22 protein-coding genes are annotated in these 26,586 nt (G+C 45.0%); 10 read left to right on the top strand and 12 right to left on the bottom strand.

The window, feature by feature from the left end; genetic code table 11:
• The first annotated feature begins 51 nt into the window (after positions 1–51).
• Both J7529_RS18675 and J7529_RS18670 read left to right on the top strand, forming a co-directional pair.
• Positions 52–1,419 (top strand): NAD-dependent succinate-semialdehyde dehydrogenase, encoded by a 1,368-nt coding sequence (locus J7529_RS18675; protein ID WP_318730224.1) that lies wholly within the window; start codon positions 52–54, stop codon positions 1,417–1,419.
• A 107-nt stretch (positions 1,420–1,526) separates the two neighbouring features.
• Complete coding sequence (locus J7529_RS18670) at positions 1,527–3,164, top strand: acetolactate synthase large subunit (RefSeq protein ID WP_318730223.1); 1,638 nt, start codon at positions 1,527–1,529, stop codon at positions 3,162–3,164.
• Between the two features lie 138 nt (positions 3,165–3,302).
• Here J7529_RS18670 and J7529_RS18665 read toward each other — a convergent pair whose 3' ends face one another.
• Both J7529_RS18665 and J7529_RS18660 read right to left on the bottom strand, forming a co-directional pair.
• Complete coding sequence (locus tag J7529_RS18665; protein ID WP_318730222.1) at positions 3,303–3,746, bottom strand: retroviral-like aspartic protease family protein; 444 nt, start codon at positions 3,744–3,746, stop codon at positions 3,303–3,305.
• A 71-nt stretch (positions 3,747–3,817) separates the two neighbouring features.
• Positions 3,818–4,399, bottom strand: coding sequence for a Uma2 family endonuclease (locus tag J7529_RS18660; protein WP_318730221.1), 582 nt, complete (start codon positions 4,397–4,399; stop codon positions 3,818–3,820).
• A gap of 163 nt (positions 4,400–4,562) precedes the next feature.
• On the opposite strand from J7529_RS18660, the gene J7529_RS18655 reads away from it, so the two are divergent.
• Entirely contained in the window at positions 4,563–5,129 is a 567-nt protein-coding gene (locus tag J7529_RS18655; RefSeq protein ID WP_318730220.1) for a ComEA family DNA-binding protein, read from the top strand.
• Here the strand turns inward: J7529_RS18655 and lepB are convergent.
• The 7 genes from lepB to hisF form a co-directional block, all read right to left on the bottom strand.
• Positions 5,116–5,688: a signal peptidase I gene (gene lepB / locus J7529_RS18650; RefSeq protein WP_318730219.1), complete on the bottom strand. Its 573-nt coding sequence runs from the start codon at positions 5,686–5,688 to the stop codon at positions 5,116–5,118. The genes J7529_RS18655 and lepB overlap by 14 nt on opposite strands.
• Before the next feature lie 152 nt (positions 5,689–5,840).
• On the bottom strand, positions 5,841–6,248 hold the full coding sequence (locus J7529_RS18645) for a gamma-glutamylcyclotransferase (protein WP_271936891.1): 408 nt from the start codon (positions 6,246–6,248) through the stop codon (positions 5,841–5,843).
• 45 nt (positions 6,249–6,293) lie between these two features.
• Positions 6,294–7,523 carry a DUF445 domain-containing protein gene (locus J7529_RS18640; protein WP_318730218.1) on the bottom strand — a complete coding sequence of 410 codons (1,230 nt, stop codon included), beginning with the start codon at positions 7,521–7,523 and terminating at the stop codon, positions 6,294–6,296.
• A gap of 8 nt (positions 7,524–7,531) precedes the next feature.
• On the bottom strand, positions 7,532–8,218 hold the full coding sequence (ubiE, locus tag J7529_RS18635; protein WP_318730217.1) for a bifunctional demethylmenaquinone methyltransferase/2-methoxy-6-polyprenyl-1,4-benzoquinol methylase UbiE: 687 nt from the start codon (positions 8,216–8,218) through the stop codon (positions 7,532–7,534).
• A 128-nt stretch (positions 8,219–8,346) separates the two neighbouring features.
• On the bottom strand, positions 8,347–9,198 hold the full coding sequence (locus tag J7529_RS18630) for a response regulator (protein ID WP_318730216.1): 852 nt from the start codon (positions 9,196–9,198) through the stop codon (positions 8,347–8,349).
• 103 nt (positions 9,199–9,301) lie between these two features.
• The gene (locus J7529_RS18625) at positions 9,302–9,616 is read right to left on the bottom strand and encodes a hypothetical protein (RefSeq protein WP_271936931.1); all 315 of its coding nucleotides are present in this window, start codon (positions 9,614–9,616) and stop codon (positions 9,302–9,304) included.
• Positions 9,617–9,733: 117 nt separating this feature from the next.
• Positions 9,734–10,510, bottom strand: a complete 777-nt coding sequence (hisF, locus tag J7529_RS18620; RefSeq protein ID WP_271936897.1) for an imidazole glycerol phosphate synthase subunit HisF — start codon at positions 10,508–10,510, stop codon at positions 9,734–9,736.
• A 201-nt stretch (positions 10,511–10,711) separates the two neighbouring features.
• On the opposite strand from hisF, the gene J7529_RS18615 reads away from it, so the two are divergent.
• Positions 10,712–11,584, top strand: a complete 873-nt coding sequence (locus J7529_RS18615) for a hypothetical protein (RefSeq protein ID WP_318730215.1) — start codon at positions 10,712–10,714, stop codon at positions 11,582–11,584.
• Between the two features lie 143 nt (positions 11,585–11,727).
• On the opposite strand, the gene J7529_RS18610 is transcribed toward J7529_RS18615, so the two are convergent.
• A complete protein-coding gene (locus J7529_RS18610) occupies positions 11,728–13,236 on the bottom strand; it encodes a serine/threonine-protein kinase (RefSeq protein ID WP_318730214.1) in 1,509 nt (502 codons plus the stop codon).
• A 122-nt stretch (positions 13,237–13,358) separates the two neighbouring features.
• Here J7529_RS18610 and J7529_RS18605 point away from each other — a divergent pair, with 122 nt between their 5' ends.
• On the top strand, positions 13,359–14,882 hold the full coding sequence (locus J7529_RS18605) for a UbiD family decarboxylase (RefSeq protein WP_271936902.1): 1,524 nt from the start codon (positions 13,359–13,361) through the stop codon (positions 14,880–14,882).
• A gap of 201 nt (positions 14,883–15,083) precedes the next feature.
• A complete protein-coding gene (locus tag J7529_RS18600; protein ID WP_318730213.1) occupies positions 15,084–17,009 on the top strand; it encodes a mechanosensitive ion channel domain-containing protein in 1,926 nt (641 codons plus the stop codon).
• 44 nt (positions 17,010–17,053) lie between these two features.
• Here the strand turns inward: J7529_RS18600 and J7529_RS18595 are convergent, their stop codons facing one another.
• Positions 17,054–17,743, bottom strand: coding sequence for a TerC family protein (locus tag J7529_RS18595; protein WP_271936905.1), 690 nt, complete (start codon positions 17,741–17,743; stop codon positions 17,054–17,056).
• A 216-nt stretch (positions 17,744–17,959) separates the two neighbouring features.
• On the opposite strand from J7529_RS18595, the gene J7529_RS18590 reads away from it, so the two are divergent.
• Positions 17,960–18,847 carry a hypothetical protein gene (locus tag J7529_RS18590; protein WP_318730212.1) on the top strand — a complete coding sequence of 296 codons (888 nt, stop codon included), beginning with the start codon at positions 17,960–17,962 and terminating at the stop codon, positions 18,845–18,847.
• 74 nt (positions 18,848–18,921) lie between these two features.
• On the opposite strand, the gene clpP is transcribed toward J7529_RS18590, so the two are convergent.
• Positions 18,922–19,530 (bottom strand): ATP-dependent Clp endopeptidase proteolytic subunit ClpP, encoded by a 609-nt coding sequence (gene clpP / locus J7529_RS18585; protein WP_271936908.1) that lies wholly within the window; start codon positions 19,528–19,530, stop codon positions 18,922–18,924.
• A 284-nt stretch (positions 19,531–19,814) separates the two neighbouring features.
• Here clpP and J7529_RS18580 point away from each other — a divergent pair, with 284 nt between their 5' ends.
• The 3 genes from J7529_RS18580 (at position 19,815) to dxr (ending at position 26,427) form a co-directional block, all read left to right on the top strand.
• Positions 19,815–24,308: a CHAT domain-containing protein gene (locus J7529_RS18580; RefSeq protein ID WP_318730211.1), complete on the top strand. Its 4,494-nt coding sequence runs from the start codon at positions 19,815–19,817 to the stop codon at positions 24,306–24,308.
• 189 nt (positions 24,309–24,497) lie between these two features.
• Positions 24,498–25,052 (top strand): zinc ribbon domain-containing protein, encoded by a 555-nt coding sequence (locus tag J7529_RS18575; RefSeq protein WP_318730210.1) that lies wholly within the window; start codon positions 24,498–24,500, stop codon positions 25,050–25,052.
• A 184-nt stretch (positions 25,053–25,236) separates the two neighbouring features.
• Positions 25,237–26,427: a 1-deoxy-D-xylulose-5-phosphate reductoisomerase gene (gene dxr / locus J7529_RS18570; protein ID WP_318730209.1), complete on the top strand. Its 1,191-nt coding sequence runs from the start codon at positions 25,237–25,239 to the stop codon at positions 26,425–26,427.
• Positions 26,428–26,586: the final 159 nt, after the last annotated feature.

Genomic DNA, 26,586 nt, shown 5'->3' with positions numbered 1-26,586 from the left:
TATCCGGCAAAGGGCTTTTTTCGCCAATGATACACTGGACGGAGAACCTGCATGGGCATTGCCACTGTTAACCCAGCAACGGGAGAAACTTGCGAAACCTTTTCCTCGCTCACAGATGCTGAACTAGAGCAGAAATTGGCTTTAGCACAACAAGCCTTTTTAGAGTATCGTCAGACTTCCTTTTCCCAAAGAGCGACTTGGCTCAAGCAAACAGCGGATATTGTGGAAGCAGACGCGGAAAGATTTGGCAAAATTGTTACCATAGAAATGGGAAAACCCATTAAACAAGCGATCGCCGAAGTGAAAAAATGTGCCTTGGTTTGTCGCTACTATGCCGAGAACGCCAAAAATTTCCTCAGTCCCACCTATACCGAAACCGATGCGAGTCAAAGCTTTGTCGCTTACCATCCCTTGGGAGCCATTCTAGCAGTGATGCCTTGGAATTTTCCCTTCTGGCAAGTGTTCCGCTTTGCGGCTCCCGCACTAATGGCTGGTAATGTGGGACTGCTCAAACATGCCTCCAATGTGCCCCAATGTGCGATCGCCCTGGAAGAGATTTTTACCCAAGGGGGGTTTCCTCCAGGAGCATTCCAAACTTTGCTAGTTGGAGCAGATAAAGTTGCCCAAATTGTTGCCGATAACCGGGTAAAAGCCGCGACCTTAACCGGCTCAGAACGGGCTGGAGCGAGTTTAGCCTCCATTGCAGGAAAACACATTAAAAAAACTGTCCTGGAACTCGGTGGAACTGACCCCTTCATTGTTTTAGAGAGCGCCGATCTGGAGGCGGCTGTCGCTACGGCTGTGACGGCTAGACTGCAAAATAACGGCCAATCTTGCATTGCGGCTAAACGGTTTATCCTGCTTGAGGCGATCGCCGATCGCTTCCAAAATGCCTTGTTAGAACAATACCGTCAATTGAAGATCGGTGACCCCATGGACGAGGCGAATGATATCGGCCCCTTAGCGACTCCCAGCATCCTCACAGAACTCGATCAGCTCGTGCAAGCCTGTGTCAGTCAAGGTGCAGACGTTCTTATTGGCGGTCAACCCTTGAGCGATCGCCCTGGGAACTACTACCCGCCCACCATTTTAGCCAACATTCCCCCCGGAACTCCCGCAGATACCGAAGAATTTTTCGGCCCTGTTGCCTTACTGTTCCGAGTCAGAGATATTGACGAAGCCATTACCCTGGCTAACTCCACGTCCCTAGGACTAGGGGCAAGCGCTTGGACCAATAATGAACCAGAGCGCGATCGTCTCATTCGCGACCTAGAAGCTGGAGCTGTCTTCATCAATGGCATGGTCAAATCTGACCCCCGTCTCCCCTTCGGTGGCATCAAGAGATCGGGCTACGGCCGAGAACTGAGCGTCGAAGGCATCCGAGAATTTGTCAACCTCAAAACCGTTTGGATCAAATAAGGGCAAGGGAATAGGCAATAGGCAATAGGTAAAACACAGTTGTTCCTACTCCCTATCCCCCCATCTCCCTATCCCCCCATCTCCCCATCCCTCTATCCCCCATTCCCATGAATACCGCAGAATTACTAATCCGTTGTTTAGAAAACGAAGGCGTTAAATACATCTTTGGACTTCCTGGAGAAGAAAATATGGCAGTGCTAAAAGCACTGACTAAATCCTCCATTCAATTTATTACCACCCGCCACGAACAAGGCGCAGCCTTCATGGCCGATGTTTATGGCCGTCTCACGGGTAAAGCTGGCATTTGCCTGTCCACCCTTGGCCCAGGAGCCACAAACCTAATGACCGGGGTTGCTGATGCCAACCTTGATGGCGCTCCCCTAGTCGCCATTACCGGCCAAGTGGGGACAGACCGGATGCATATTGAATCCCATCAATATCTCGATCTGGTCTCCATGTTTACTGCTGTAACCAAGTGGAATACCCAAATTGTGCGCCCCAGCAATACGAGGGAAATTGTGCGCCGAGCCTTCAAAATTGCCCAAACGGAAAAACCGGGAGCAGTTCATATTGACTTACCCGAAAATATTGCTGACATGCCAGCAGAAGGCGACCCCTTAAAACGAGATAAAATAGATAAGTTTTATTCGGCTTATCATAGCCTCAATGAAGCCGCTTTAGTGATTTCTAAAGCCAAATTCCCCATGATTTTAGTGGGCAATGGAGCCATTCGAGCTAATGCCCACGAAGCCCTAACAGAGTTTGCCACCCATTTGAATATTCCAGTGGCTAATACCTTTATGGGCAAAGGCGCAATTCCCTATACTCATCCCTTATCCCTCTGGACAACCGGATTAAAACAACGAGATTTTATCAGTTGTGCTTTTGACCGTACCGATTTAGTGATTGCCATTGGCTACGATTTGATTGAATATTCCCCGAAAAAATGGAATCCCAATAACAAAATTCCTATCATTCATATTGGGGCAAAACCAGCCGAAATTGATAGCAGCTATATTCCCGAAGTGGAAGTGGTAGGAGATATTTCAGATTCACTTTTGGAAATTTTGCGGCGCTGCGAGCGGTCAGAAAAACCCGATCCCTATATTCATCAATTGCGCTCGGAAATTCGTGAAGATTACGAACAATATGCCAACGATCCAGGGTTCCCAGTCAAACCCCAAAAAATCATCTATGATTTGCGGCAAGTGATGGAGCCAGAAGATATTGCTATTTCGGATGTGGGCGCTCACAAAATGTGGATGGCTCGCCATTATCACTGTGATCGCCCCAATACCTGTATTATTTCTAACGGTTTTGCCGCTATGGGAATTGCCATTCCAGGGGCGATCGCCGCGAAACTGGTTTATCCCGATCGCAAAGTCGTTGCCGTCACGGGTGATGGGGGATTCATGATGAACTGTCAGGAACTCGAAACCGCTCTGCGAGTGGGAACAGCCTTTGTGACTATCATCTTTAATGATGGCGGTTATGGCTTAATTGAGTGGAAGCAGGAAGACCAATATGGCGAATCTGCATTCATTAAATTTACTAACCCTGACTTCGTTAAATTGGCGGAAAGCATGGGATTAAAAGGATACCGAGTAGACGCTTCGGAAAACTTGTTGCCTATCCTGAAAGAAGCTTTAGAACAAGACGTTCCTGCCGTGATTGACTGCCCTGTAGATTATCGAGAAAATGCTCGCTTTAGCAAAAAATCCGGGGGCTTAAGTTGTCCTATTTAGATGCTTTAGGGTATGGAGATCGCTTGTAAGGTAAACTTGCAGGCGATCGCTATATCAATTAAAAATTAAAAATGGGTATGGCTTATAGCGCAAAGCGCTGTATTGCCTACTGCCTACTGCCTATTGCTTTGCGCTATATTACAAAATAGTTAGATAAGTTTCTGTTGGAGTAATCGGTAAAGGTTTTAAAGTACGATTATTTAAGTCTATTTCTAAACCTAACAATTCCAAGGGAATAACACCTAAAAGAGGGTCTCGACCTCCTGGTAATGCTAAACACTCAAAGGTTCCTTGGCGATCGCCAATTGATAGGGTCGCATCCCGGAAAATCCCAGCTTTACCGATTCCCATAGCAGTTGCCACGTCAACTTCCCGCAGAAGTTTGAGTCCGAGTTGAGCGATCGCCTCTTCTGGCAAGCATAAGGTCGTCGCACCAGTGTCAACTAATACGTCTTTTAGAGTGATTGACCGGATTTGATCTTCAGCAATTACCCCAGCTTCTGCTAAAATCTCATCAGCGCGATTGGTAACGGTTAGGTTGGTGAATACTTTTCCCATGCTACTGTCCTTCGTCTGGCTCATGTTGGTTCACTCTGTTGATCTTAGTACTGTATTTTTGCTAGGGAACGAAAGATTACATTCATTACAGATTTCTACAGGCAATCGCTGCTCTCTTCATCCGTAAATACAGGCGGCCAAATTTCGTTAATTTTTATTGACCAACCTGGTAAAAGTTTGGGAATCGTTAGCTCTTGTTTATCTTGTAAAACAATCGGTTCAGCATTCGCGCGATAAACGGTTACTGTTTGCCGATCGGGATCGATCAGGAGACCAACCAAACTACCGAGACTGAGGAATAATTTAACTTTGTCTTCGAGTGATTTTATGCGATCGCTTTGAGATTTGATTTCAACGACTAAATCGGGAACCAGATCGCCGAAATAACGAGGGGTTGTTTTCAGTCGTGGAGCACGTACAAAGGAAACATCCGGTGCTTTGAGGTCCCTATTGGGTAAGATAAAGCCACCAGAGGAATCAAAAACTCGTCCTAAACGTCGAGGATAAACCCAAATTGCGAGTAAACTAGAGAATAGAACGGTTATTTCACTAGAAACAATATCTGAAGGCCCCATAACAATAATTTTTCCATCTTCAAGTTCTAAACGGTAATCTTGGCCAGATGCCTCGAGAATAGCCTGTACTTTTTCAAGGTCTTTTATGCTCATGCATGACATAATTGAATCTCCTGGATAGGCGATAAGAGCTATGTTAATTCTAGCGATGCACGCTGGTAATGGGTAATGGGTAATTGGAACCTCGATAATGGGTAATGCTGGTTTTCGTTTAAAATCGCTAAGTGCTGTATATTAAATATGCAGAGGTTAAATGTATCAATTTATGGCTGAGTTAAATCGGGTCATTCGGATACTGAAAAATCAATTACGAGCCATATTATCCAATCCTACCCGGACTCGGCTTCTCGATCCCTATTATCGGTTTCAATCCTTGGAAGAAATCGCTTTAGCAGCTCAATTGGGGGTTAAAATTGATGTCAATCAAGCCACGGTAGATGATTGGTTACGGTTACCTCTTTTATCGATTCATCAGGCGCGATCGCTCGTTACTCTCACTCAAACAGGAGTACAATTCTACCGTTTAGAAGATATTGCTGCAGCCCTAGCTTTACCCGTGAAACGATTACGTCCAATTGAGCCAATTTTACAGTTTTGTTATTACGATCGCAGCCTGGAGTTAAATGTGAATCAAGCTTCTTTCGCGGAACTTGTACACATTCCTGGCATCGATCGCCCTCTGGCTGAAGCAATGATTACCCAGAGAGAGCATCAGGGAGACTATCAAGATTGGGTGGATTTTCAACGTCGTCTAAGTTTATCTGGAGAGCAAATTACGGCCTTGCTCCCCTATTTACGATTTATTGCGTCTAAATCAATCAATGACGAATAATGTCTAGACGATCTAGGGGCCAAAAGCGAACAACAGCGCGACCTATAATATTTTCCTGGGGTAAGAACTTCCAAATATGGGAATCATTACTATCGTTGCGGTTGTCTCCCATAACAAACAATCGTCCTTCGGGAACTTGTTCTGGCCCCCAGTGATATTCTGGCGGTTCAGCAATATAATCTTCTTGAATGGGTCGATCATTCAGATACACTTTACCTCCAGAAACTTCGATAGTCTGCCCCGGTTGACCAATAACTCGTTTAATAAAGGCTTGATCTTTGCGATATCCTTGAGCTTGGAGTTGGGGTGGGGGTTCAAAAACAACAATATCACCCGTTTCAGGGGGATGGAAATGATAGGAAACCTTTTCAATCACCAGGCGATCGCCGACTGCTAAGGTAGGAAACATAGAATCTGACGGAATAAAGCGGGGTTCGGCGATCGCTGTCCGCACCAATAGAGCTATAATCGCTGCGATCGCGATAATCACCACATTTTCCCGGTGCTGATTCCATACTTTCCCCAAACCCGAAAGAGAGGATTTTGAAGGTTCTGTCATTTCAATTAATAATGAAAATTTTATATCACAAGTCTCTCATTTTACCTAATTGCAGGTTATTCTCGCAATACCTATCGTCAAACGTTACTTCTTTTTGAGGGGATATACTCTAGGAGCAAATTTGCTCCTAGGGAAAAAGTCAGCAAATCTTATTAAGGATGAGGGGCACTCGGATCTAAGAGGTGCTGTTTATAAGCTGCCCATCCACCATATTTAGAAATATCTGGCCAACCATAGCTTTCAATCAGTTTTTGAGGGTAAAGCATAGCAGAAATTTCTGAGCCATCTTCTAGTTTTATTTGACCTTCATATAATCCAGGCGGTTCATTGGCCATCAGATTATTATATTGCTCAATCGTAAGTTCATAAATTTCTCCCGGAATCGAAATTCCACCTTCAGAAACCTCATAAATTCCTGGATGCAAATCGTCAACAGAATAGAGGCGATAGAGCGGTAAAGTTTGGGTGGCACAAATCAAATTTGCACCTTGAAGATTTTGATGATCGGGTTGTCCAGTAAGGGCTGAACCACAAATAAAAAAATGTTTAGTGTCTACCATGGTTTAAGAGATTTTCAATGTATATTAGACTGGCTAAATTCCATTCTATTTTAACAATAAGAAACTGACTTGTAAACAGCCAACGATCACCCCTAATATGCCACCTAAGTTCACAATGGCTTGTAATTCACTGCGGACAATTCCATTAATTGCCATTTCTAAATTAGCGGGAGAGGTAGCATTAACACGGTCGATAATCACCTGATCGATATCTAAAATGGGAATAACTTGGGCAATAATCAATTCCATATCTTTTTCTAAGTAGCGGTCTAAAACCAGCGCTAGTTCTTGGCTAACAATTTCTAAGGACGATTGCATAATACTCGAATTTTGCAGTCGAGTTAAGATTAAAGTCGCAATATTTTCCCAGTTAATAGAGTTACCTAAGCCTTGAATTAAGTCCGATCCTCGTTCTTGTAAATAAATTCTGACACTATGCCGGATATTTTTACGCAGTTGTCGCACGGTGAGAACGGGTAAATTTTGTAGGGAAAGACTTTGCAACCATTGTTTGATCTTACGCTGAATCGCTAAAGCATCTATGAGTTCTTTGATTTTTTGGTTAGCTTCTTCCCGTTCATCTAAACAGTAGTTGCGGAGACGATGTAAGGCGTTTTTTAGCCCTAGGAGGTTGGCAACGACCCAGTAAGTGCCGCTGGTTTTTTCTCGAAATCCTTCATCAATGATTTGAATATTGTAGTCAGTGAGAAAGTCAATTAGAGCTTGGCGAATGGTATTCGGGGGACAGACGACATGAAAGAGCCATTCACACAGCGATCGCGCCTGAACTTCCGTTAAACTAAAATCTAACAAGACTTGATCGAAGATATGATTAATCTGGTCTTCGAGAAAATCTTCTCGCCGAGCTAATACCCGAATTAAGCGGGGTAGAGATTGACCCAGTAAATCTTTGAGGATGCCAGCGAGAATTTTAATTGTTTTTTGTTCTTTATCGGCCTCTAGCTGCTTTAGGGCTAACTGGAGTAACCAGAGAATAGCCGCTTGAGTGCGCTCAGTTTGTAATAAGCGACGGGCTAAATTTTGGAGTTCCCTGGGGGTGAGTAAAGACCCCATGATCGTATCAGCAACTCTTTGAGCTAACCGTCCTTGGTTACTGGGAATTAAACCGGGAGTAAAGGGGAGTTTCCGTTTACCAATATAAATCGCTCGATAGGGACGAAAGAGCATTTTAATGGCTAAATCATTGGTAAAGTAGCCAATAATGCCACCGGCAATGGGAGGAGTGATGTATATCCAAAGATCTAGAAAACGCAAGGCTAAGACTAGGAATCAACAGATTTGGTAGCGACCAATACTCCCATCATACCGCCTGCGATCGAATAATGAACAGCATGGGTAAATCCAGCTTGGTAGGCCAGGTCAACTTGTTCGGGGCCAATGGGAAAGCGCTGGAGACTGGGAATAATGTAGGCGTATTCTTCTGTAAGTCCTTGTTGTTGGGCGTAAGGAACGACAATTTGATTCAGATACCACTGTTGAAATTGCTCGAGTAGGGGTTGGTTGGGACGATGGAAGTCCAGGATAGCAGCCGTTGCACCGGGTTTGAGGACACGATGGAGTTCTTGCAAGGCTTGGGGAATACTGGAGACGTTGCGGAGTCCATAGCCCATGGTGGCAGAATTAAAGGTATGATCGCTGAAGGGAAGATCGAGGACATCCGCTTCCACCCACTCGATGGGAGTCCAGGTATAGTGATTTTGGGCGATCGCCAACAAATTCTGACAAAAGTCTACCCCATACACTTGACCGCTAGATCCCACTTGTCGAGCTAATAACCGCGTCAGATCCCCACTTCCACAGCATAAATCGATCGCCACCGAGCCGGGTTTTGCTCCACTCCACTGAACTGTCATTTGTTTCCAAATGCGATGTTGCCCTAAACTGAACCAATCGTTCATCTGGTCATAAACTGGAGCAATACGATTAAAGATATCCTGAACCTGAGGCATGAGTCATTGAAAAGCAATAGGTAATAGGCAATAGGTAATAGGCAATAGGCAATAGGTAGTGGGTAATAGGGAAATCATTCAGAAGTCTCCGTGTCCCCGTGTCTCCCTATCCCCCATTCCCCCATCCTCTAATCCATGGCAGCGATGAGCAAACCTACCAGTTGGGCAGAGGTATGAATAGAGTTTTTTTCTTCCTCGCTCAGGTTATACGCTTGCGTCCATTGTAGGGAAAGCAGAGCTAAGAGTTTTTGCTGATAGTGGATGGGCATAGCCAGATGGGACTTAATCGGGCCATCAGCAAGTTCTGAATATTGAAGACTAGCCGAAGATAAGGCCTCTTGAGTTAAGGCATCTGTACTTAAGTCAAGAAGCTCATCGGTACTGCTATAACGACCCACAGGGGAAGCGAATGTACCATCTTTAATAATTTGCAGGATACACCCTTGGGTTTCAAAGGCTTGGGCAAACATTTCGGCGATCGCCCCTAAAGCGGTCTCTAACTCTTGAGGCTCTTCAGTTAACTTGACTAAAGTCGAGAGCAGTAGGGTTTGAGATTCACAAGCTTCTAACTCTTCCGTGCGCTGTTTGAGCAGATCGTAGGTTTGAGCCGCTCGATCAACCACTCCCTTTAATTCTGTAGGGTCCCAAGGCTTCGTAATATATTTATAAACCTGGCCGGAATTAATCGCTTCTACCAGGTCTTCTACATCCGTAAACCCAGTCAGAATAATCCGCATGGTATTCGGGTATTGTTCGACTGTCTGACTCAGGAACTCTGTGCCCTTCATTTGGGGCATTCGCTGGTCAGAGATAATCACTGCCACTTCCCCTTCTGTGGCTAACACATTGAGCGCGTCTGCTCCACTTTCAGCTTTCGACACCTGAAATTCACGCCGAAAGGTTCGATAAAGCAAGTCCAAATTATCTGGTTCATCATCTACGACGAGCATTTTTGGCTTTTTCCGTCGGCTCATACTCATAATTGGGGATCTAGTGGGCAATTGAGACCAGCACTGAGCAACTGGTTAATCTTAATCATAATAGTTTTTGGATGGTTCTCCAACTGTATGATCGGGGAATGATTTAGCGATCGCCCAAATTTGGGTAGCTACTAATCTCTGTGCCTCCTACCCGGGTTTGTTGAGCTTCATCGAACTCTACCAGCCAACTGAGGACTTCACGGGGTTCTCCGATAGCCTGATTGTCCAGCCGAGCTGTTTCATTTAAATAGCCGAAGTAATGGCCCATAAGAAAATAAACCGCTACCATCGCTACAGCAGCCCCTGCCACTAGAACCCCAGCTAACATCAAAGAGAATTCCCGCGTATGAATCGCCGATTCCATTAGATGCAAAGACCAGGCTACTAAGGCAATGACAATTATGAGAATAATGATCATTGCTCGTTTAAGAAATGTAACAATTCCTGTATTGTAACAACTTATTGCAGGACTGTCGCGGTTCAATTCTTAAATTCTTCTAGAAATCTGTACTTTCTGAACAAGATGTGATACATATCACCTCGCTAGTTGTCTAATTTTCAAACCCTGGGCAATCAGATGCTCCTTAATTTGAGCGACAGAGAGTTGGCCATAGTGGAGTAAAGAGGCTAAAAGGGCTGCCTCAGCCTTTCCTTCCGTTAACGCTTCATGGATATGTTCGCAGGTTCCCGCGCCACCCGAAGCAATCACCGGAATTTCCACAGATTCAGCAATGGTACGGGTTAGCTCTAGATCGTAACCGGCTTGAGTGCCATCAGCATCCATACTCGTGAGCAAGATTTCTCCAGCCCCACGAGCTGCCACATCTTTAGCCCAGGAGAGTGCATCAAGCCCTGTATTCTCCCGTCCCCCGCGCACATACACATCCCATCCTGGATTCTCAGGATCGCTGCGTCGTTTAGCATCAATAGCAACAACAATACACTGATTTCCGAAGCGATCGCTGGCCCGATTTACCAAATCTGGGTCTCGGACTGCCGACGAGTTAATACTGACCTTATCCGCCCCGGCCCTTAACAAATTTTTAATCATTTCTAAGGATTGAATTCCCCCACCCACGGTCAGGGGAATAAACACCTGCTCGGCCGTCCGGTAAACCACATCCAGAATAATATCGCGGTCTTCATGAGTTGCCGTAATATCGAGAAACACCAACTCATCAGCCCCCGCGTCATTATAAACCGAAGCCAACTCCACCGGATCGCCAGCATCCTGAAGGTTAACAAAATTAATCCCCTTCACCACTCGTCCCGCCCTCACATCCAGACAGGGTAAAATCCGTTTAGCAACCATCTGCTTCCTCTTTTTTTCTGTTCAATAGTTGTCCCCAGACATCATACAGTGCCAAGTCTGGGTCATGGGTGAACCACTTTTCCTCTTCCCTATTCCTTAATTCCATGCAAACTCCTTAGGATTTGACTTGCTAAACGTCAACCTATTGTTTGGCTTCCCTCCCAATGACAAAATACTGATATTGCTGTGAAAGACTAATTTATGCGTCTTCTATTTACCATTGCCCATTTTTATAACCCCCAAGGGTCTCAACGGCACGCTTCCCAACGTCCTGACCCCCAACCGCGCATCCAAGCGCTCACCTCAAGTCTGTCAGCCATTCATCAACTCTATAGCCAATTTCAATGCATGATTGACATTGCTCAAAGGGTCGTTGTACCGAGCAATCAACAATACACGAATCATATTGATATCGTGATTTGTACTACTGGGGAATACCATCTACTCAAACAACTACCTATCCCTCAGGAGTCTTACCATCACCATGCTACCCAATGTGAACCGATGCTTCTCGGTTTTGAATGTCAAGCTGTATTGCGCGACAACCTTGGCTGTTATGATTATTACTGTTTTCTAGAAGACGACTTAATCTTATCTGACCCCTGGTTTTTTGTTAAACTAATTTGGTTTAATCGGATTACTGGCGATCGCAACCTTCTACAACCCAACCGCTACGAGAGCGCCATCGGCACTACATTCCGCAAGGCCTACATTGACGGAGATCTAAAACCTCACGTCACTCAGCCTTTTCAAAACCTAGAAGAACATCCCCAACTCACAGGAAAAGTGATGGAATGTCCGGTTATCTTAAAACGTCCTCTCAATCCCCATTCCGGTTGCTACTTCCTCAATGGCGCACAAATGGATTATTGGGCCAATCAACCCCATTTTCTCGACCGAGATACCCGCTTTATCGGCCCCCTAGAAAGTGCCGCCACCCTAGGTATTATGAAAACCTTCCGCATCTACAAACCTGCCCCCCAGAATGCTAATTTTCTAGAAATTCAGCATTTTGGTACAGGCTTTTTAAATCTTATTGGTAAAGAAGTGAAAATCCCCAATCAAACCGCTTGAAGGTTGTTGAAAAATGGGAGAATAGGGAAGTAGGGGTATCAAAGCTAATCCGCGATTAAAAGCAACCCTTATAGTAAAATAGAGCCAACAAGAATGGTGATGAACCGGTCTAAAAACCTAACAATCTGTTGAGGGACTAGAGTCTAGAGAAGAGAAAAGAGGATACACAGGACTACCCCTACTCCTCCAGATCCCACCCGTACTTCCCCAACCGCCAATCCCCAAACTGCGCTCGCAGGCAGGTGACCTTGCAGTGCATTGGTCGTGAATATGTAATCACTATAATTTAACAATGAACCATTTTTACGCCAGCCAACGCGATCGCCAAGTTTTATAAACGTATCATAATCATAATCGTCTAGCGTTCCTCCCAAGTCCAGCCAGATCCGCTTTTGCACGCTAAAGCCAAATCGACCCCTGCTATATTTCACCCATAATTGGTCAATGGTTTTCAAGTCAATGCAAGGAAAGTTTTTCAAGTCTTCAAGACGAAAGTAACTCTCTTTTTCCCGTTTCACCGCTTCCAGCATCCTGCGGTAGGTTTCATCATCTGCATCTTTCCATCTCTGCTGCTGCAACAGTCTCTGCAAGAGCGTATAGTCTACTCCTCGCTCTGACCTTAAATCATCTTCTTGCGGTTGATATACATTCAATCCAGGAATGGAAGCAAGAGGTTTATTAATTTTCGATTTAGGAGCAGATATAGGGAGCTGATGCACAGTCGATTGAGGCACAGGAGACACAGAACCATTCACCCAAGGTAACCATGACCAGTCCCATCCCTTGTTCTCCGGCTCAGGAAGTTCACTCATTCTGACTGTATCGGGAATATCTCTGGAAAAACAGGGCAATCCTAACCACTTCTGGATTGACTGGGGACGTTTTCCTGCTTCCAAAGCCATCCCCCAGACAATAGCATAATTTAAGCTGGGACTAATCGATTTATAGCTTTTTGGCTCAATCAAAGGAACCTTTTTCAGTCGCTCTGTAGAAGGGGTCGGACATTCTCCCATCACTGCATAATATAAACCAGCAGCTAACGTATAGATATCTACTGTCACGTTCCGCTCTCCCAGAAACTGCTCGTAAGGGGCAAATGCTGGATTTCCCGTTTGCAAAGAAATCGAACTAGGGGGACAATCTCCAGCAATGCCAAAATCAATTAATACCGCCGTTCCATCCGGTCGAATCATGATATTCATCGGAGTTGCATCGAAATGGACTAACCCCGTTTTGTGGATATGCATTAAGGCACTACCGATTTGCTGAATATACCCCACTGCCTCATTTTCCGGGAGTGCCCCTCCATCTTTGACTAAATTGAATAAACTCTTTCCTTCAATAAACTCCATCATTAAACAAGGAATTTTCACCCTGGGGTCATCCTCATCCGGCTCTTCAAATAAATCAAATACTCGCACAATATGAGGATGGGGTTTGAGACTCGCCAGGGTTTTCGCCTCTTTGTAAAACCGGTATACAAACTCTCTATAGTTGTTATCCTGACGAAATTCTGTCCTTGGCGTTTTAATCACACAGAACGAACCCAGGGTCAGGTGTTTGGCTTTGTAAGTAATGCCAAACCCACCTCTACCCAACACTTTCTCAATCCTGTACTTGCGGTCAATAACTTTTCCGGGTTGCCAATCCACGATCTTCAGGTACACAAACGCCAGTTTTCCCTATTATGCTACATCTGTTCCCTATCTCCCTATCTTCCCACTCCTATTCCCCCATTCCCCTACAATAGAAAAGTAACCCTTTCACTCAACCCATGGCCAGAGACTTACGCGGATTTATCAACCTACTCGAAGAGCGCGGACAACTACGACGAATTAAAGCATCTGTCGATCCGGATTTAGAAATTGCCGAAATTGCCAACCGAATGTTGCAAGCGGGAGGCCCTGGGTTACTGTTTGAAAATGTTCAAGGATCGCCCTTTCCCATTGCCATTAATTTAATGGGAACGGTTGAGCGTATCTGTTGGGCGATGAATATGGATAATCCTCTAGAATTAGAAGATCTAGGGAAAAAATTGGGCATGTTGCAACAACCCAAACCGCCCAAAAAGATTTCCCAAGCCATTGATTTTGGCAAGGTTTTATTTGATGTTGTGAAAGCCAAGCCAGGACGCGATTTTTTTCCGAGTTGTCAACAGGTCGTGATCTCAGAAGAAGACTTAGACTTAAATACCCTACCCCTAATTCGTCCCTATCCTGGAGATGCGGGAAAAATTATTACTTTGGGATTGGTAATTACCAAAGATTGTGAAACCGGAATTCCCAATGTTGGTGTGTATCGGTTACAGCTTCAATCTGCTAAAACAATGACTGTACATTGGTTATCGGTACGGGGCGGGGCACGTCACCTGCGAAAATCCTCTGAGCAAGGAAAAAAATTAGAGGTGGCGATCGCCCTCGGCGTTGACCCCCTGATCATTATGGCTGCCGCAACCCCCATTCCCGTGGATCTCTCGGAATGGTTATTTGCCGGACTCTACGGAGGTTCTGGAGTACCCTTAGCTAAATGTAAAACTGTAGACCTCGAAGTTCCCGCAGACTCAGAATTTGTACTCGAAGGAACCATTACCCCGGGTGAAGTTCTCCCTGATGGTCCGTTTGGCGACCACATGGGTTACTATGGAGGTGTGGAAGACTCGCCCCTAATCCGTTTCCAATGCATAACTCATCGGAAAAAACCAGTATACTTAACCACTTTTAGCGGTCGTCCTCCCAAGGAGGAAGCCATGATGGCGATCGCCCTTAACCGTATTTACACCCCCATTCTGCGCCAACAAGTCTCCGAAATTGTTGATTTCTTCCTCCCTATGGAAGCCTTAAGTTACAAAGCTGCCATTATTTCCATCGATAAAGCTTATCCCGGCCAAGCTAAACGTGCAGCCCTCGCCTTTTGGAGCGCTCTACCCCAATTTACCTACACAAAATTCGTCATTGTTGTCGATAAAGACATTAATATTCGCGATCCTCGGCAAGTGGTTTGGGCAATTTCCTCTAAAGTTGACCCTTCACGAGATGTTTTTATCCTTCCAGAAACACCCTTTGACACCCTCGATTTTGCCAGTGAAAAAATTGGCTTAGGAGGTAGAATGGGTGTTGATGCAACCACGAAAATATACCCAGAAACCACCCATGAATGGGGCGCAGTTCTCGACTCAGATCCAGACATAGCGGCTAAAGTAGACCAACGCTGGCAAGAGTATGGATTAGCCGATCTCACCCTCGGAGAAGTTGACCCCAATGTATTTGGTTACGAAATGCCATCAAAATTTAATCACTGAACCGGATCAATTCTGATACCATTTCTTCTAAGATTGCCATTAATCAATCCTTAGGAGGTAACTTGTTCTGGGACAATTGTTAAAGCACATCATTATAGAGAAATGGTATGACAAATCAAAATTTGTCGTTTACACTATCCCTACAGCCTGATTAAGTCTTTAATTCTAGTTTTAAGACCAAGGAGAAGGAGATCCATAATTATGTCCAAGCCCAAGCGCCGCCTACGACAGCTCGTGTTAGCTGCCATGGTTTGCACCCTTGCCAGTTGGGGCGATGTTGTACCCAGACCCATGCGCTCTGCCGCAGTTGCCCAAGAAGAAGCTACAACGGCTTCTGCCCCCGCACCCAAAACCACCGAAGATCCAGATATTCCTGTTGATGAACTCAGACTTTTAGTCAAGCCTCTAACCTTAGCTGAATTACAAATTGAAGCTGAAGCCTGGCAGGGTTTACTACAAGCCAAAGTACGGGAAATCTCCAACCAAGAAATTGCCATTAAGCGCAAGAACCGCAAGATTCAGGAGACCGAAGACGCGGTACAAAAACTTGAGGAAGCCCAACAAACTCTAGAAGAAGCCCAGGAAGCGGAAGTCACAGAAGGTGCTGGTAGTACCGCCGTGATTGAGAAAACGGAAGAGGCTGAAGCAGCTTTACAAGAAGCTCAGGAATCCGTAGAAGCGGCAGCAGAAGCAGAGCAGCAAATTCAGGAGGATGAAGAATTACGAGAAACGGTTGAATCAACTTTGGACACTGAGCCAGAGCAAGAAGAATTGGGTTCTCTCCTAGAAAATGACCTCAATACTGAGGATGTAGAAGCCGTACAAGAAGATTTTGAAGAGGCGGCTGCTCTACTCGAAGGGGAAGTCGAAGGGGCAACTGAGGATTCAGAAGAAATCGATCCAGTCACTGACGCTCCCCTAGGAGAAGGAGAAACGGCTGCTGAGAGTGATGGCATCACCGACACAGAGGAGAGGATTGGACAACTCGGCCAAGTAGAAACTCAGTTGGAACAAGCCGCAGAAGCTGAAGAAGATGTGAAGCAGGAGTTGATTGTTGGAGTCACGGAGCTGCAAAATCAGCAAACGGCTCTAGCAGACCGCTTTAAGGTGATTTTAGATGCCATAGATCGGCGAGGTGGAGATACAGAATCCTATCGTACATATATTGCTGCTGTTAGTGGTATCGAAATTGATGTGACCGATACTCAAGGATTAATGGTTCGGCTCTTAGCTTGGGCGCAGTCGGAAGAAGGGGGTTTACGCTGGGCTAGAAGTCTAGGAATCTTTTTGGGTATTGTCTCTGTTTCTGGGGTAGTGTCTTGGTTTGGTGGAAATGCGCTTGATGCATTGTTCGTGAGGACTTCATTTGCCTCTGAGTTATTTGAGGGCTTTATCGTCAAGACCTTCCGCCGAGGAACTATAGTGATGGGAGTTCTGATCGGCTTAACTGCCCTAGGAGTAAGCCTTGGGCCTCTTCTGGCTCTTATTGGGGGTGCAAGTTTCATCCTTGCCTTCGCGCTACAAAGCAACCTGAGTAACTTGGCCAGTGGTTTGATGCTGATGTTCTATAAACCCTTCGATGTGGGAGATGAAGTTAAGGTTGCTGGGATGTGGGCTATAGTTGATTCCATTAGCTTGGCGAACACAACGTTCAAAAGTTGGAATGGTGAACTGGTTGCTGTTCCCAATAGTACGGTTTGGAACGACAATATCTACAACCTCACCCATACGGATGTCCGGAAAGTTAAGCATACGCTTCGCCTCAATGTGAATGAGGATCTGCCCCGTGTTAAAGAGCTATTGGTTGAGGTCATGAAATCCCATCCTAAAGTCCTGCAAGACAAACCGATTGGGACGTATGTCTATTGGTATCAAGAGGATCATATTCCCATTAGTGCAGCCTGCTGGGCAACCAAGGCAGATTACTGGACTGTTTGGGAAGAGACTTTGATCATGATTCAGGAACGGTTCAAAGAAGAAGGGATTAGTGTGGCAATTCCGACACAGGTGGAAATTGGATATGAGTTTCTCCAAAAACATAGTGGTAACATGCCTTCCTCTCTTGGTGAGTCTCAGATGCCTTCCTCTCTTTCTGGTTCCGCGGCCAGTTTTGCTAAAAATAGCTAAGTAAGGTTGTGTAGGTGGAGGCAATAATGCCCCCCTACGGCCTTTTAATTGGCTTTTAAGATATTGGGCTTCCAAAAGCCCCACACAAAGGTGAGTAGAATTAGAGATATCATCAGCCATTCCGGAGGCACAATATCGGGAGTAATGACCTTAGCTAGGAGTCTTAAGCCCACAAAGGCGACGGTAATATATCCAGCATCTTCAAGATTTTCAAACTCATCTAACCAACGGATAAATAGGTTCGCGAGAAAGCGTAGAGCTACAATCCCTAAAATTCCTCCCATCAAAACTAACACAATTTCATCGGTAATAGCGATCGCCGTTGTGACACTGTCTAAAGAAAAGGCTAAATCAGTCACCGCAATGATCGGAACAGCTTGCCACAGAGACTGGAATTTTGGCCCGTGGTGAGGGCGATCGGTTTCCTCTTCGTCTGAAGTAAAATAGTTAAAAACTAACCAGAGCAGATACACGGCCCCTAAAAATTCAAATTGCCAGAAGCGAATCACCCAAGTTGCTGTTAAAATAAGTATAATCCGCAGAATAAATGCAGCAGCCAAGCCAAAGTTGAGGGCTTGTTGTTGATGTTTCTGGCTCTCTAATCCCTTAGAAATTGAAGCCAAGGCGACAGCATTATCGGCTGAAAGTACGGCTTCTAGCGCCACTAAAATGATGATTAGAAACAGGGTATCTAACCCAAAGTGGTGCGAAAAATCTAAGATAACGTCTAGCATTAATGGAGTCTCGAATTTGAATTAAACGACCAACAAAAACCCTATTTCAGGGAAACAGGGGAAGCAAGGTTGAACTGAAATCAGCGTGAACAGTGTTGCCGCTGATTCGATCAGCTTATTCTTACGAATTTAAGAGAAAGAATGATAGAAAAAACAAGCTTTTTCCTGTTTTGATTATACCAGAAATCCGTTAATTTTGCACAGAACTGATTACCTATGCTTGAGCAAATTTTATCTTCATCCTTGTGGACTCAATTTCGGGCTGCTTATCCTACGGCAAGCCTTATTTCGGAGCTACTTCATATTCACGATCGCCAGTATATTGTCCGGGTGCAAATCCAATGCGGTAACTTAGTCTTAGCAACGGGTTTATCAGCCGATCGCCAAATCGAAAAAGCAGAAGATCAAGCCAGAGAACGGGCGATCGCCCTTTTACATTCTCCTTCCTCTCGAACCACTCCCGCAATGGGTGCGGTACAACCGACTTTAGTGGAACCGTCTCCAGTGGAAACAGCTCTAGTGGAACCGACTCCAGTTAAACCGACTGTCGTGGAACCCACTCCAGTTGAACCCATTGCAGCACCCCAACCCACTCCCCCAAAACCCACTCCTCCAAAACTTGAAGTCAAAGCGCCTGAACCCGAACCCGAACCGGAAACCTGGTCACCCATTCCTCCCCTAGCAGAGGATACAGAAGATTACACCGATCAACCCTTACCTCCTCCACTTGAACCCGAACCCTTACCCGAACCAGAAGAAGAATTTGACTTCACTGACATTAGCCTCAAAATCGATATGGAACTCAAGCATATTGGATGGAGCAGTAAGCGAGAGAGTGAATACCTCAAACGTATCTATGGCAAAAACAAACGCATGATTCTGGGCGATCAGGAAATGAAAGAATTTCTAGAATATCTACAAACCTATGCCCAAACCGATGTCGAACTGAAAAAAGTCGGGTGGAGCGCTCAACAAGGAAAAGACTATCTGAAAAACCAATATCCAGATAGTCAAGGTTCCCGTCTGATGTTGACCTGTAGTCAAATCAAAGAATTTCTCCAGCACCTGCAACAAACCGCTTCATCTAATGAAGAGTTCTTTTAGAGATGAGATGCAGAGGAATGGGGAGATAGGCAGATCAGCTATTGCCTATTGCCCATTCCCTAATTCCCTATTCCCTAATTAACCACACTGATGGGTTGACTAGCAGAAGGACGGCGATTAATCACTTGATCGATTAACCCGTATTCCATTGCCTCATTGGAGGACATAAAGAAATCACGTTCTGTATCTTCTTGAATGCGCTCCAAAGGTTGGCCGGTATGACTGGCTAATAATTCATTCAACCGTTCCTTATGATAGAGAATTTCCTTGGCTTGGATCTCAATATCCGTTGCTTGGCCTTGCGCTCCTCCTAGGGGTTGGTGAATCATAATCCGAGAATGGGGTAAGCTCATACGCTTGCCTTTCATCCCTGCACTGAGCAGAAAAGCACCCATACTAGCAGCCAAGCCTACACAAATGGTAGACACATCCGGCCGAATTTGATTCATGGTGTCAAAAATCCCCATACCCGCCGTGACCGATCCTCCCGGTGAGTTAATGTAGAGATAGATATCTTTCTCTGGATCTTCAGCATCCAAAAATAGGAGCTGGGCTACAACTAAGTTTGCCACATCTGCATCGATCGCCTGTCCGAGAAATACAATTCTTTCTCGTAACAGTCGGGAATAGATATCAAAGGCCCGTTCACCACGTCCAGATTGTTCAATGACGGTCGGAATCATCGTGTTCTACCCTATTTTCGTAAAGTTTTATTAATTCTGACACTTTTCTGCGAACAATGACAGTAGTGATGATCGTACCTAGGGAATGGTAGAGATGGGAAGGATGCGGTGATGCGGTGACATGGGAATGGTGATTACTTAAATTACCCATGATCCCATAATTGCTGAGTTAAAATGGGCAAGTGCGATCGCCGAGCAAAGATCGTAAACCATTTTAGGGCATAACCTCTACTAGCGCCATTTGTCTGAACTTTCCCTTTATCCTCCAAGATTAGAAAACTACCATGGCCGCATTTTTACCCCGCCTATCTTCAGGTTCAACCCTTCTAGTCCTTAGCCTCTGTCCTTGGCTCAGTGTTTTCTGGTCTGTCAAAGGAGCAGCCCAACCCGCTCCGATTATAGCGGCTCCTGATGGGACTCGGACGCAAGTACAGGCGATCGGTAACCAATACCAAATTACCGGCGGTCAGGTCTCTTCAGACGGAGCCAATCTATTTCATAGCTTTACTCAATTTGGACTCTCTCCAGGACAAATTGCCAACTTCCTGGCTAACCCGAACCTGCAAAATATCCTCGGTCGTATTAACGGTGGAGATCCTTCCATTATTAATGGATTACTACAAGTGAGTGGGGGAAATCCGAACCTCTATCTAGTTAACCCCGCAGGTATTGTCTTTGGCCCCAACGCCAGTCTCAACGTCCCGGCTGCTTTTCATGCCAGCACCGCCACCGCCCTTGGATTTGATGGACTGAATGGAGAGACCAATTGGTTTCAAGTCTTGGGATCGAATGACTATAACGCACTGATAGGTCAACCCACGACTTTTGAGTTTCAGACTGCCAATCCTGGTGTAATTGTTAACTTAGGGAACTTAGAGGTTGCAGCGGGTGAGAGCTTAACCCTGATGGGAGGAACAGCACTCAATGCCGGAACTCTTACGGCTCCTGGAGGAAACCTTACCGTTACTGCTATTCCAGGAGCGCAACGAGTAAGAATTTCTCAACCCGGTCATTTGTTGAGCTTAGATTTACCCCTGAATCCTAATCCTAATCCATTCATTGCTCCCAATTTAGCCACCTTACTCTCGACCTCAGGAATCGATCACGCTTCTGAACTGCACATTAACCAGCAAGGACAGGTGATTTTAACAGGTTCAGGAATGATTGTACCTGAAATACCAGGAGTGGCGATCGCCTCTGGAACGCTGGATGTTTCCACCTCCAACCCCAATAGTATCCCCAGCACCCTGAGCATTTTTGGTCACCACGTCGGTCTTATCAACGCGCATCTCAACGCTTCGAGTCCTTCTCAAGGGGGAACCATCTACATTGGGGGAGGATTTCAAGGACAAGGAGACCAACCCAACGCTACCCATACCCTTATTGATAGCCAAACCCTGATTCAGTCCAATAGCACCAATCAGGGAAACGGTGGTGAAATCATTATTTGGTCCGATGAAGTTACCCAATTTTATGGCACAGTAGAAGCTACTGGAGGACCGATTTTGGGAAATGGCGGATTTGTCGAAATTTCTGGTGGAGATACCCTCGTCTTTCAAGGAAACGTCGATCTGGGCGCTGTGAATGGAGAGCAGGGAACGCTTCTACTTGACCCCAAAAATATCACTATTTCTAACGATCCTTCCCAACCGAATGATATTGAACCAGAATTACCCGTTATTCAGTTTGACCTCCTTCCCAATGAAGATATTACGATCAATGCTGGGGTCTTAGAGCAACAAAATGGCAACATAGAACTACAAGCGACCAACGATATTACTATCGCCAGTGGGGTTTCTCTTAACTTTGTCAAAGGGGGATCAATTACGTTTATTGCTGATGCGGATACAGATAACCAAGGTTCATTTATTATGGACTCCTCCGCTACCTTGACTGCTCCAGGTCGAGAGATAAACATTTCTGGAGCCAGCATTAGCATCGGCAACTTGAATACTAGCAATAATCAACCCGGGGGGAATATTTCTCTAACTGCTTCTTCAGGAAATATTACAACGGGCAATTTAGATGCTCATTCTAATCAAGGAGGGGGAAATATTTCCTTAACTGCTTCTGGGGGAAATATTACGACGGGAACTGTGAATACATTCACTAAAATAGGTAATGGGGGTACGATTGAACTGAGTACAAGTCAAGGCAATATAACAACAGGAGAACTAAACTCAAGGGTCAGTCAGGGAGGTGGAAATGGTGGAGAGATTCAGCTAACTATTGCAGAAAGTGGGAATATTACCACCAGTGGTCTGAATATTTCGAGCACACAAAATGGGAAGTCAGGAAATATTATCTTTGAAACGCAACAAGGGGACATTACTGTTGATGGTGTTACTGATGCGAGTACCCACAATGGAGATGCAGGAAATATTATCTTTGAAACGCAACAAGGGAACATTACCGTTAACGATCTTACCGTTTCGAGGACACAAAATGGGAAATCAGGCAATATTACCTTTGAAACGCAACAAGGAAATATTACAACACGAGATGTTAACTCAAGCACTCAAAATGGGGATGCGGGTGATATTACACTGAGGATTATATCGGGAAATGGGGCGATCGCCCATGGAAGCTTAGATGCGAGTGCCAAAAACGGCACACCTGGCAGCGTGATTGTTGAACCAATACCGAGTCCGTTTCCTACTCCCTCTCCCACACCGAGTCCAAGTCCAATTCCCACTCCCAATCCTACTCCCTCTCCCACACCAAATCCGAGTCCAGTTCCCACTCCCAATCCTACTCCCTCTCCCACACCAAATCCGAGTCCAATTCCCACTCCCAATCCTACTCCCTCTCCCACACCGAGTCCGAGTCCAGTTCCCACTCCCAATCCTACTCCCTCTCCCACACTGAGTCCGAGTCCAGTTCCCACTCCCAATCCTACTCCCTCTCCCACACCAAGTCCGAGTCCCTCTCCCATTCCACTTCCTTTGCCTATTCCCAATCCGATACCCACACCCGAGCCAAGCCCTATACCTGCACCAACACCGGAACCGAGTCAAACACCAAATCCTACTCCAACGTCCACATCTAGCGATCAAGGTTCATCAGAGGATAATTCTAATGCCGATACTCTATCGCCAAAATCACAAACACCAACCCCCTCTAATACCGTAGAGACTAACCCTTCAGAATCCATAGAATCAGAGACTCAAAATACAAGTTCTTTAGAGGATTCTGAAGTTGAAATTGGCGAAGTCTTTGATTTTACGGCTGGCTTTGAACTATCTAAGTTCCCTAGCCCTCCAGAAGCAGAAATTGGAACCTTTCTTAATCTTGATCCTAATATCTCCCAATTAAATCCTGTTTTACATTCGCCTACTGTCCATTCAGTAGAAACATCAGAAATTTCATCTTTGAGTCTTCAAAATCAGATAGATGGTAGTGTCAACAAACCCATTTCTTATGTAAGTGCCGATCAAGAATCAGAGGAAAAGAAAGAAGAAGCAAGGGTTGTCAATCTGGGAAATTTAATGTCTCCACAAGAATTTAATGTGGTGATTCAGGAACGAGAAAAACAATTGAGTGATGAGTATGTTAATTATTTCAATTTAGATTTGCAAGGAGTTCAATATCATGCGGTTCGAGAGAGTCAAGAGATCTTGGAGCGTATGGAGCAGCACACAGGAGTCAGAAGTGCAATTGTCTATGTAGGATTTTATGTGCCAGAGGTGATTAATGCTCAGAATAAGACAGAGATTACCGAGAAGACTGAGCCAGAAGCTCAATATCTAGAATTGATGATGATAACGCCTGAAGGTAAACCCTTTCGCAAAATTATTGCAGGAGCAACAGAGGAACAAGTATTAAAGAAAGTTAGGGAGTTAACTTTAGAAATCACAAATCCCCGCCGACGATATACGACCAGTTATTTAAGTTCATCTGAGCAACTCTATGATTGGATTATTCGCCCACTAGAAGAGGAATTGAACCGGCAACAGATCGAAAATTTAGGGTTTGTTTTAACCACAGGCTTGCGATCGCTGCCCATGGCTGCTCTCTATGATGGCAATCAGTTCTTAATCGAACAGTACAGTGTGGCAATTATGCCTAATCTAACTTTGACAAATACTGATTTTTCTAAGTTTGAGGACACTCAGGTATTAGCTATGGGTGCATCCGAATTTACTGAACTGGCTCCCTTACCGGCTGTACCGATAGAGATTAACACCATTGTCAATACTTGGAGAGGGAATGAATTTCTTAATCAAGGATTCACCCTTAATAATTTGATCGACAGTCGCGAGCAACAAAAGTATAGCATTGTTCACTTGGCAACCCATGGTGAATTTCGCCCAGGGAGTCCAGAAAATTCCTATATTCAATTGTGGGATAGTCAACTCAAACTTAATCAGCTCGATCAACTTAACTTAAAAAATCCCTTGGTTGAACTTTTGGTCTTAAGCGCTTGTCGCACGGCATTAGGGAATCCGGATGCAGAATTAGGGTTTACCGGATTAGCTGTTCAAGCAGGTGTGAAAACAGCCTTGGGCAGTTTATGGTATGTCAGTGATGAAGGAACTTTGGGATTAATGAGTGAATTTTATGCCCATCTCAAACACTCAGGAATCAAGGCACAAGCCTTGCAAAAAAGTCAACAGGAAATGATTCAAGGATTGGTAAAAATCAAAGAAGGACAGTTAATTGTTCCTAGCTTAGAACAGCCTATTCCTTTGCCGGATAGTCTCAAAAATATGGATAATGAAGTTCTAAGTCATCCTTATTTTTGGTCTGGGTTTACCTTGGTCGGTTCGCCTTGGTAATATAGCAGAGAAAAGGAGAGTTAGGATATTTTCTATTGCGATTCGTGCCTATTGCTAGAGTGCCTCAAACCATAACCTAACAGCCCTAACCAACTCTTTCTCCGCTCTATCAATTCATCATGAAATAATTAACGGATCTAAAACTGACGTTAAACTAGATCTTAAGAGAAAGCTTCAAGGTGAACAAAGATGACTTATATGTGTGAGTTGGGTGCAGGACATCGAATCTACTTGGATAATCCAGGGATGCAAACTGTAGTCACGGCGATCGCCAGTAGTCCAGGACAACAACAGCAATCGAGTAATTCTTGGGAAACTGGTAGTTGGAGCAGTGCCCCAGAAGTATTTGCCACGGGAAGTGGAGTGGTGGTTAAGATAAAAACCTCTGGAGGCGATCGCCTCATTCAAGTTCAAGGTACTCAAATGGGTATGCTCAGTTCAACCAATATTTCTGGACAGCAACAGGCGATCGCCTTGCAAACCGTTGACGCTATGCCCAATACCTTCCAACCCATGAAACCGATGGAACAGATGAAACCCATGGAACCCATGAAAATGGGCAATATGGAAATGAGCTTTGCCCCCATGGAAATGAAAATGGGCAATATGGAAATGAAAATGGGATCAACCTCCTCTTCTGGTTCTTCCTCAACGACTCCTCAACGGCGCTTTTGTACTCAATGCGGTGCAGCGATACAGCCAGAAGATCGGTTTTGCTCCAGTTGTGGGCATCGTTTGGAATAGGTTTGGGAGGAAGAGATGGGGGACACTTCCTTTGACACTTCAGCTTGGCTCAGTGCGGCGTTCTACTCAAGGAGTGCAGATGCACAGATCGACCTTGACCTATTATCCAAGTTTTAATGATTAATTATTAATTAATCATTGGTATAGTGGGTTTTGTGATCCCCGATTCTGTTAAGTAAAATCCGTGAAAGCAATTACACTCCTTGGTTCTACTGGTTCGATAGGTACTCAAACCCTTGATATTGTCGCCGAACATCCCGATCAATTCCGCATTGTTGGATTGGCAGCCGGTAATAATATCACCTTACTTGCCCAACAGATTGAGCAATTTCGCCCAGAAATTGTTGCGATTCGCAATCCTGATAAACTACCAGAATTAAAGGCCGCGATCGCCTCTATTGATCCCCAACCTATTTTACTCGCTGGAGAAACTGGGGTGGTTGAAGTCGCTGGTTATGGTGATTCCGAAAGTGTAGTCACTGGAATTGTCGGTTGTGCTGGACTTCTACCTACCCTAGCAGCGATTAAAGCAGGTAAAGATATTGCCTTAGCCAATAAAGAAACCCTGATTGCTGGCGGGCCAGTTGTATTACCCTTGGTAGAAGAACATGGCGTGAAATTACTCCCCGCAGATTCCGAACACTCAGCCATTTTCCAATGTTTGCAAGGTGTTCCTGAAGGAGGCTTGCGTAAGATTATTTTAACCGCTTCTGGGGGAGCATTCCGAGATTGGCCTGTAGAAAAGTTAGCTCAAGCTAAGGTCAGTGATGCCCTGAAACATCCCAATTGGTCAATGGGGCGCAAGATTACCATTGATTCGGCAACCTTGATGAACAAGGGGCTAGAAGTGATTGAAGCCCATTTCTTGTTTGGTATGGATTACGATAATATCGAGATTGTGATTCATCCCCAAAGTATTATTCATTCCTTAATTGAGGTTCAGGATACTTCGGTTTTAGCGCAATTGGGATGGCCAGATATGCGCTTACCTCTTCTCTATGCCCTCTCTTGGCCAGAGCGAATTTATACAGATTGGGAAACCTTAGATTTAGTTAAAGTAGGTAGTTTAACTTTTAGAAACCCAGATCATGATAAATATCCTTGTATGCAATTAGCCTATGCTGCGGGTAGAGCTGGGGGATCGATGCCTGCGGTGTTAAATGCGGCCAACGAGCAAGCAGTGGCTTTATTTTTAGATGAGAACATTGGCTTTTTAGAGATTCCCAAGGTGATTGAACAAGTGTGCGATCGCCACCAATCTCAGAACACCTCTCATCCTTCTCTAGATGATATCCTAGAGGCTGATCAATGGGCCAGACAAATGGTTTTAGAAGTCGCAGATGGAGTAAAAAGTACTCCTTTAGTGATGCGTTAAGTCACCAACAAGGATTTCTACTCTTTCTGGATGAAGTTGCACTTAACAAGGGGTCCCCAGCCCCTAGTCTGTCCTAACTAAACCTGAGTTCGGGATAAGGAACGGAGGATGGAGTAAGCTGAAAGTGCCAAACCATCAGTACCATCCTCCGCAATGACT

The sequence above is a fragment of the Roseofilum sp. Guam genome, assembly GCF_017746735.1.
GTDB classification, from domain to species: Bacteria; Cyanobacteriota; Cyanobacteriia; order Cyanobacteriales; family Desertifilaceae; genus Roseofilum; species Roseofilum reptotaenium.
This window is presented reverse-complemented; position numbering and strand designations above follow the sequence as displayed.

Excerpts from the sequence above, each read along its gene's own strand:
- J7529_RS18675 (WP_318730224.1), top strand. The coding sequence starts at position 52 with ATGGGCATTGCCACTGTTAACCCAGCAACGGGAGAAACTTGCGAAACC.
- J7529_RS18670 (WP_318730223.1), top strand. The coding sequence starts at position 1,527 with ATGAATACCGCAGAATTACTAATCCGTTGTTTAGAAAACGAAGGCGTT.
- J7529_RS18665 (WP_318730222.1), bottom strand. The coding sequence starts at position 3,746 with ATGAGCCAGACGAAGGACAGTAGCATGGGAAAAGTATTCACCAACCTA.
- J7529_RS18660 (WP_318730221.1), bottom strand. The coding sequence starts at position 4,399 with ATGTCATGCATGAGCATAAAAGACCTTGAAAAAGTACAGGCTATTCTC.
- J7529_RS18655 (WP_318730220.1), top strand. The coding sequence starts at position 4,563 with ATGGCTGAGTTAAATCGGGTCATTCGGATACTGAAAAATCAATTACGA.
- lepB (WP_318730219.1), bottom strand. The coding sequence starts at position 5,688 with ATGACAGAACCTTCAAAATCCTCTCTTTCGGGTTTGGGGAAAGTATGG.
- J7529_RS18645 (WP_271936891.1), bottom strand. The coding sequence starts at position 6,248 with ATGGTAGACACTAAACATTTTTTTATTTGTGGTTCAGCCCTTACTGGA.
- ubiE (WP_318730217.1), bottom strand. The coding sequence starts at position 8,218 with ATGCCTCAGGTTCAGGATATCTTTAATCGTATTGCTCCAGTTTATGAC.
- J7529_RS18630 (WP_318730216.1), bottom strand. The coding sequence starts at position 9,198 with ATGAGTATGAGCCGACGGAAAAAGCCAAAAATGCTCGTCGTAGATGAT.
- J7529_RS18625 (WP_271936931.1), bottom strand. The coding sequence starts at position 9,616 with ATGATCATTATTCTCATAATTGTCATTGCCTTAGTAGCCTGGTCTTTG.
- hisF (WP_271936897.1), bottom strand. The coding sequence starts at position 10,510 with ATGGTTGCTAAACGGATTTTACCCTGTCTGGATGTGAGGGCGGGACGA.
- J7529_RS18615 (WP_318730215.1), top strand. The coding sequence starts at position 10,712 with ATGCGTCTTCTATTTACCATTGCCCATTTTTATAACCCCCAAGGGTCT.
- J7529_RS18605 (WP_271936902.1), top strand. The coding sequence starts at position 13,359 with ATGGCCAGAGACTTACGCGGATTTATCAACCTACTCGAAGAGCGCGGA.
- J7529_RS18600 (WP_318730213.1), top strand. The coding sequence starts at position 15,084 with ATGTCCAAGCCCAAGCGCCGCCTACGACAGCTCGTGTTAGCTGCCATG.
- J7529_RS18595 (WP_271936905.1), bottom strand. The coding sequence starts at position 17,743 with ATGCTAGACGTTATCTTAGATTTTTCGCACCACTTTGGGTTAGATACC.
- J7529_RS18590 (WP_318730212.1), top strand. The coding sequence starts at position 17,960 with ATGCTTGAGCAAATTTTATCTTCATCCTTGTGGACTCAATTTCGGGCT.
- clpP (WP_271936908.1), bottom strand. The coding sequence starts at position 19,530 with ATGATTCCGACCGTCATTGAACAATCTGGACGTGGTGAACGGGCCTTT.
- J7529_RS18580 (WP_318730211.1), top strand. The coding sequence starts at position 19,815 with ATGGCCGCATTTTTACCCCGCCTATCTTCAGGTTCAACCCTTCTAGTC.
- J7529_RS18575 (WP_318730210.1), top strand. The coding sequence starts at position 24,498 with ATGACTTATATGTGTGAGTTGGGTGCAGGACATCGAATCTACTTGGAT.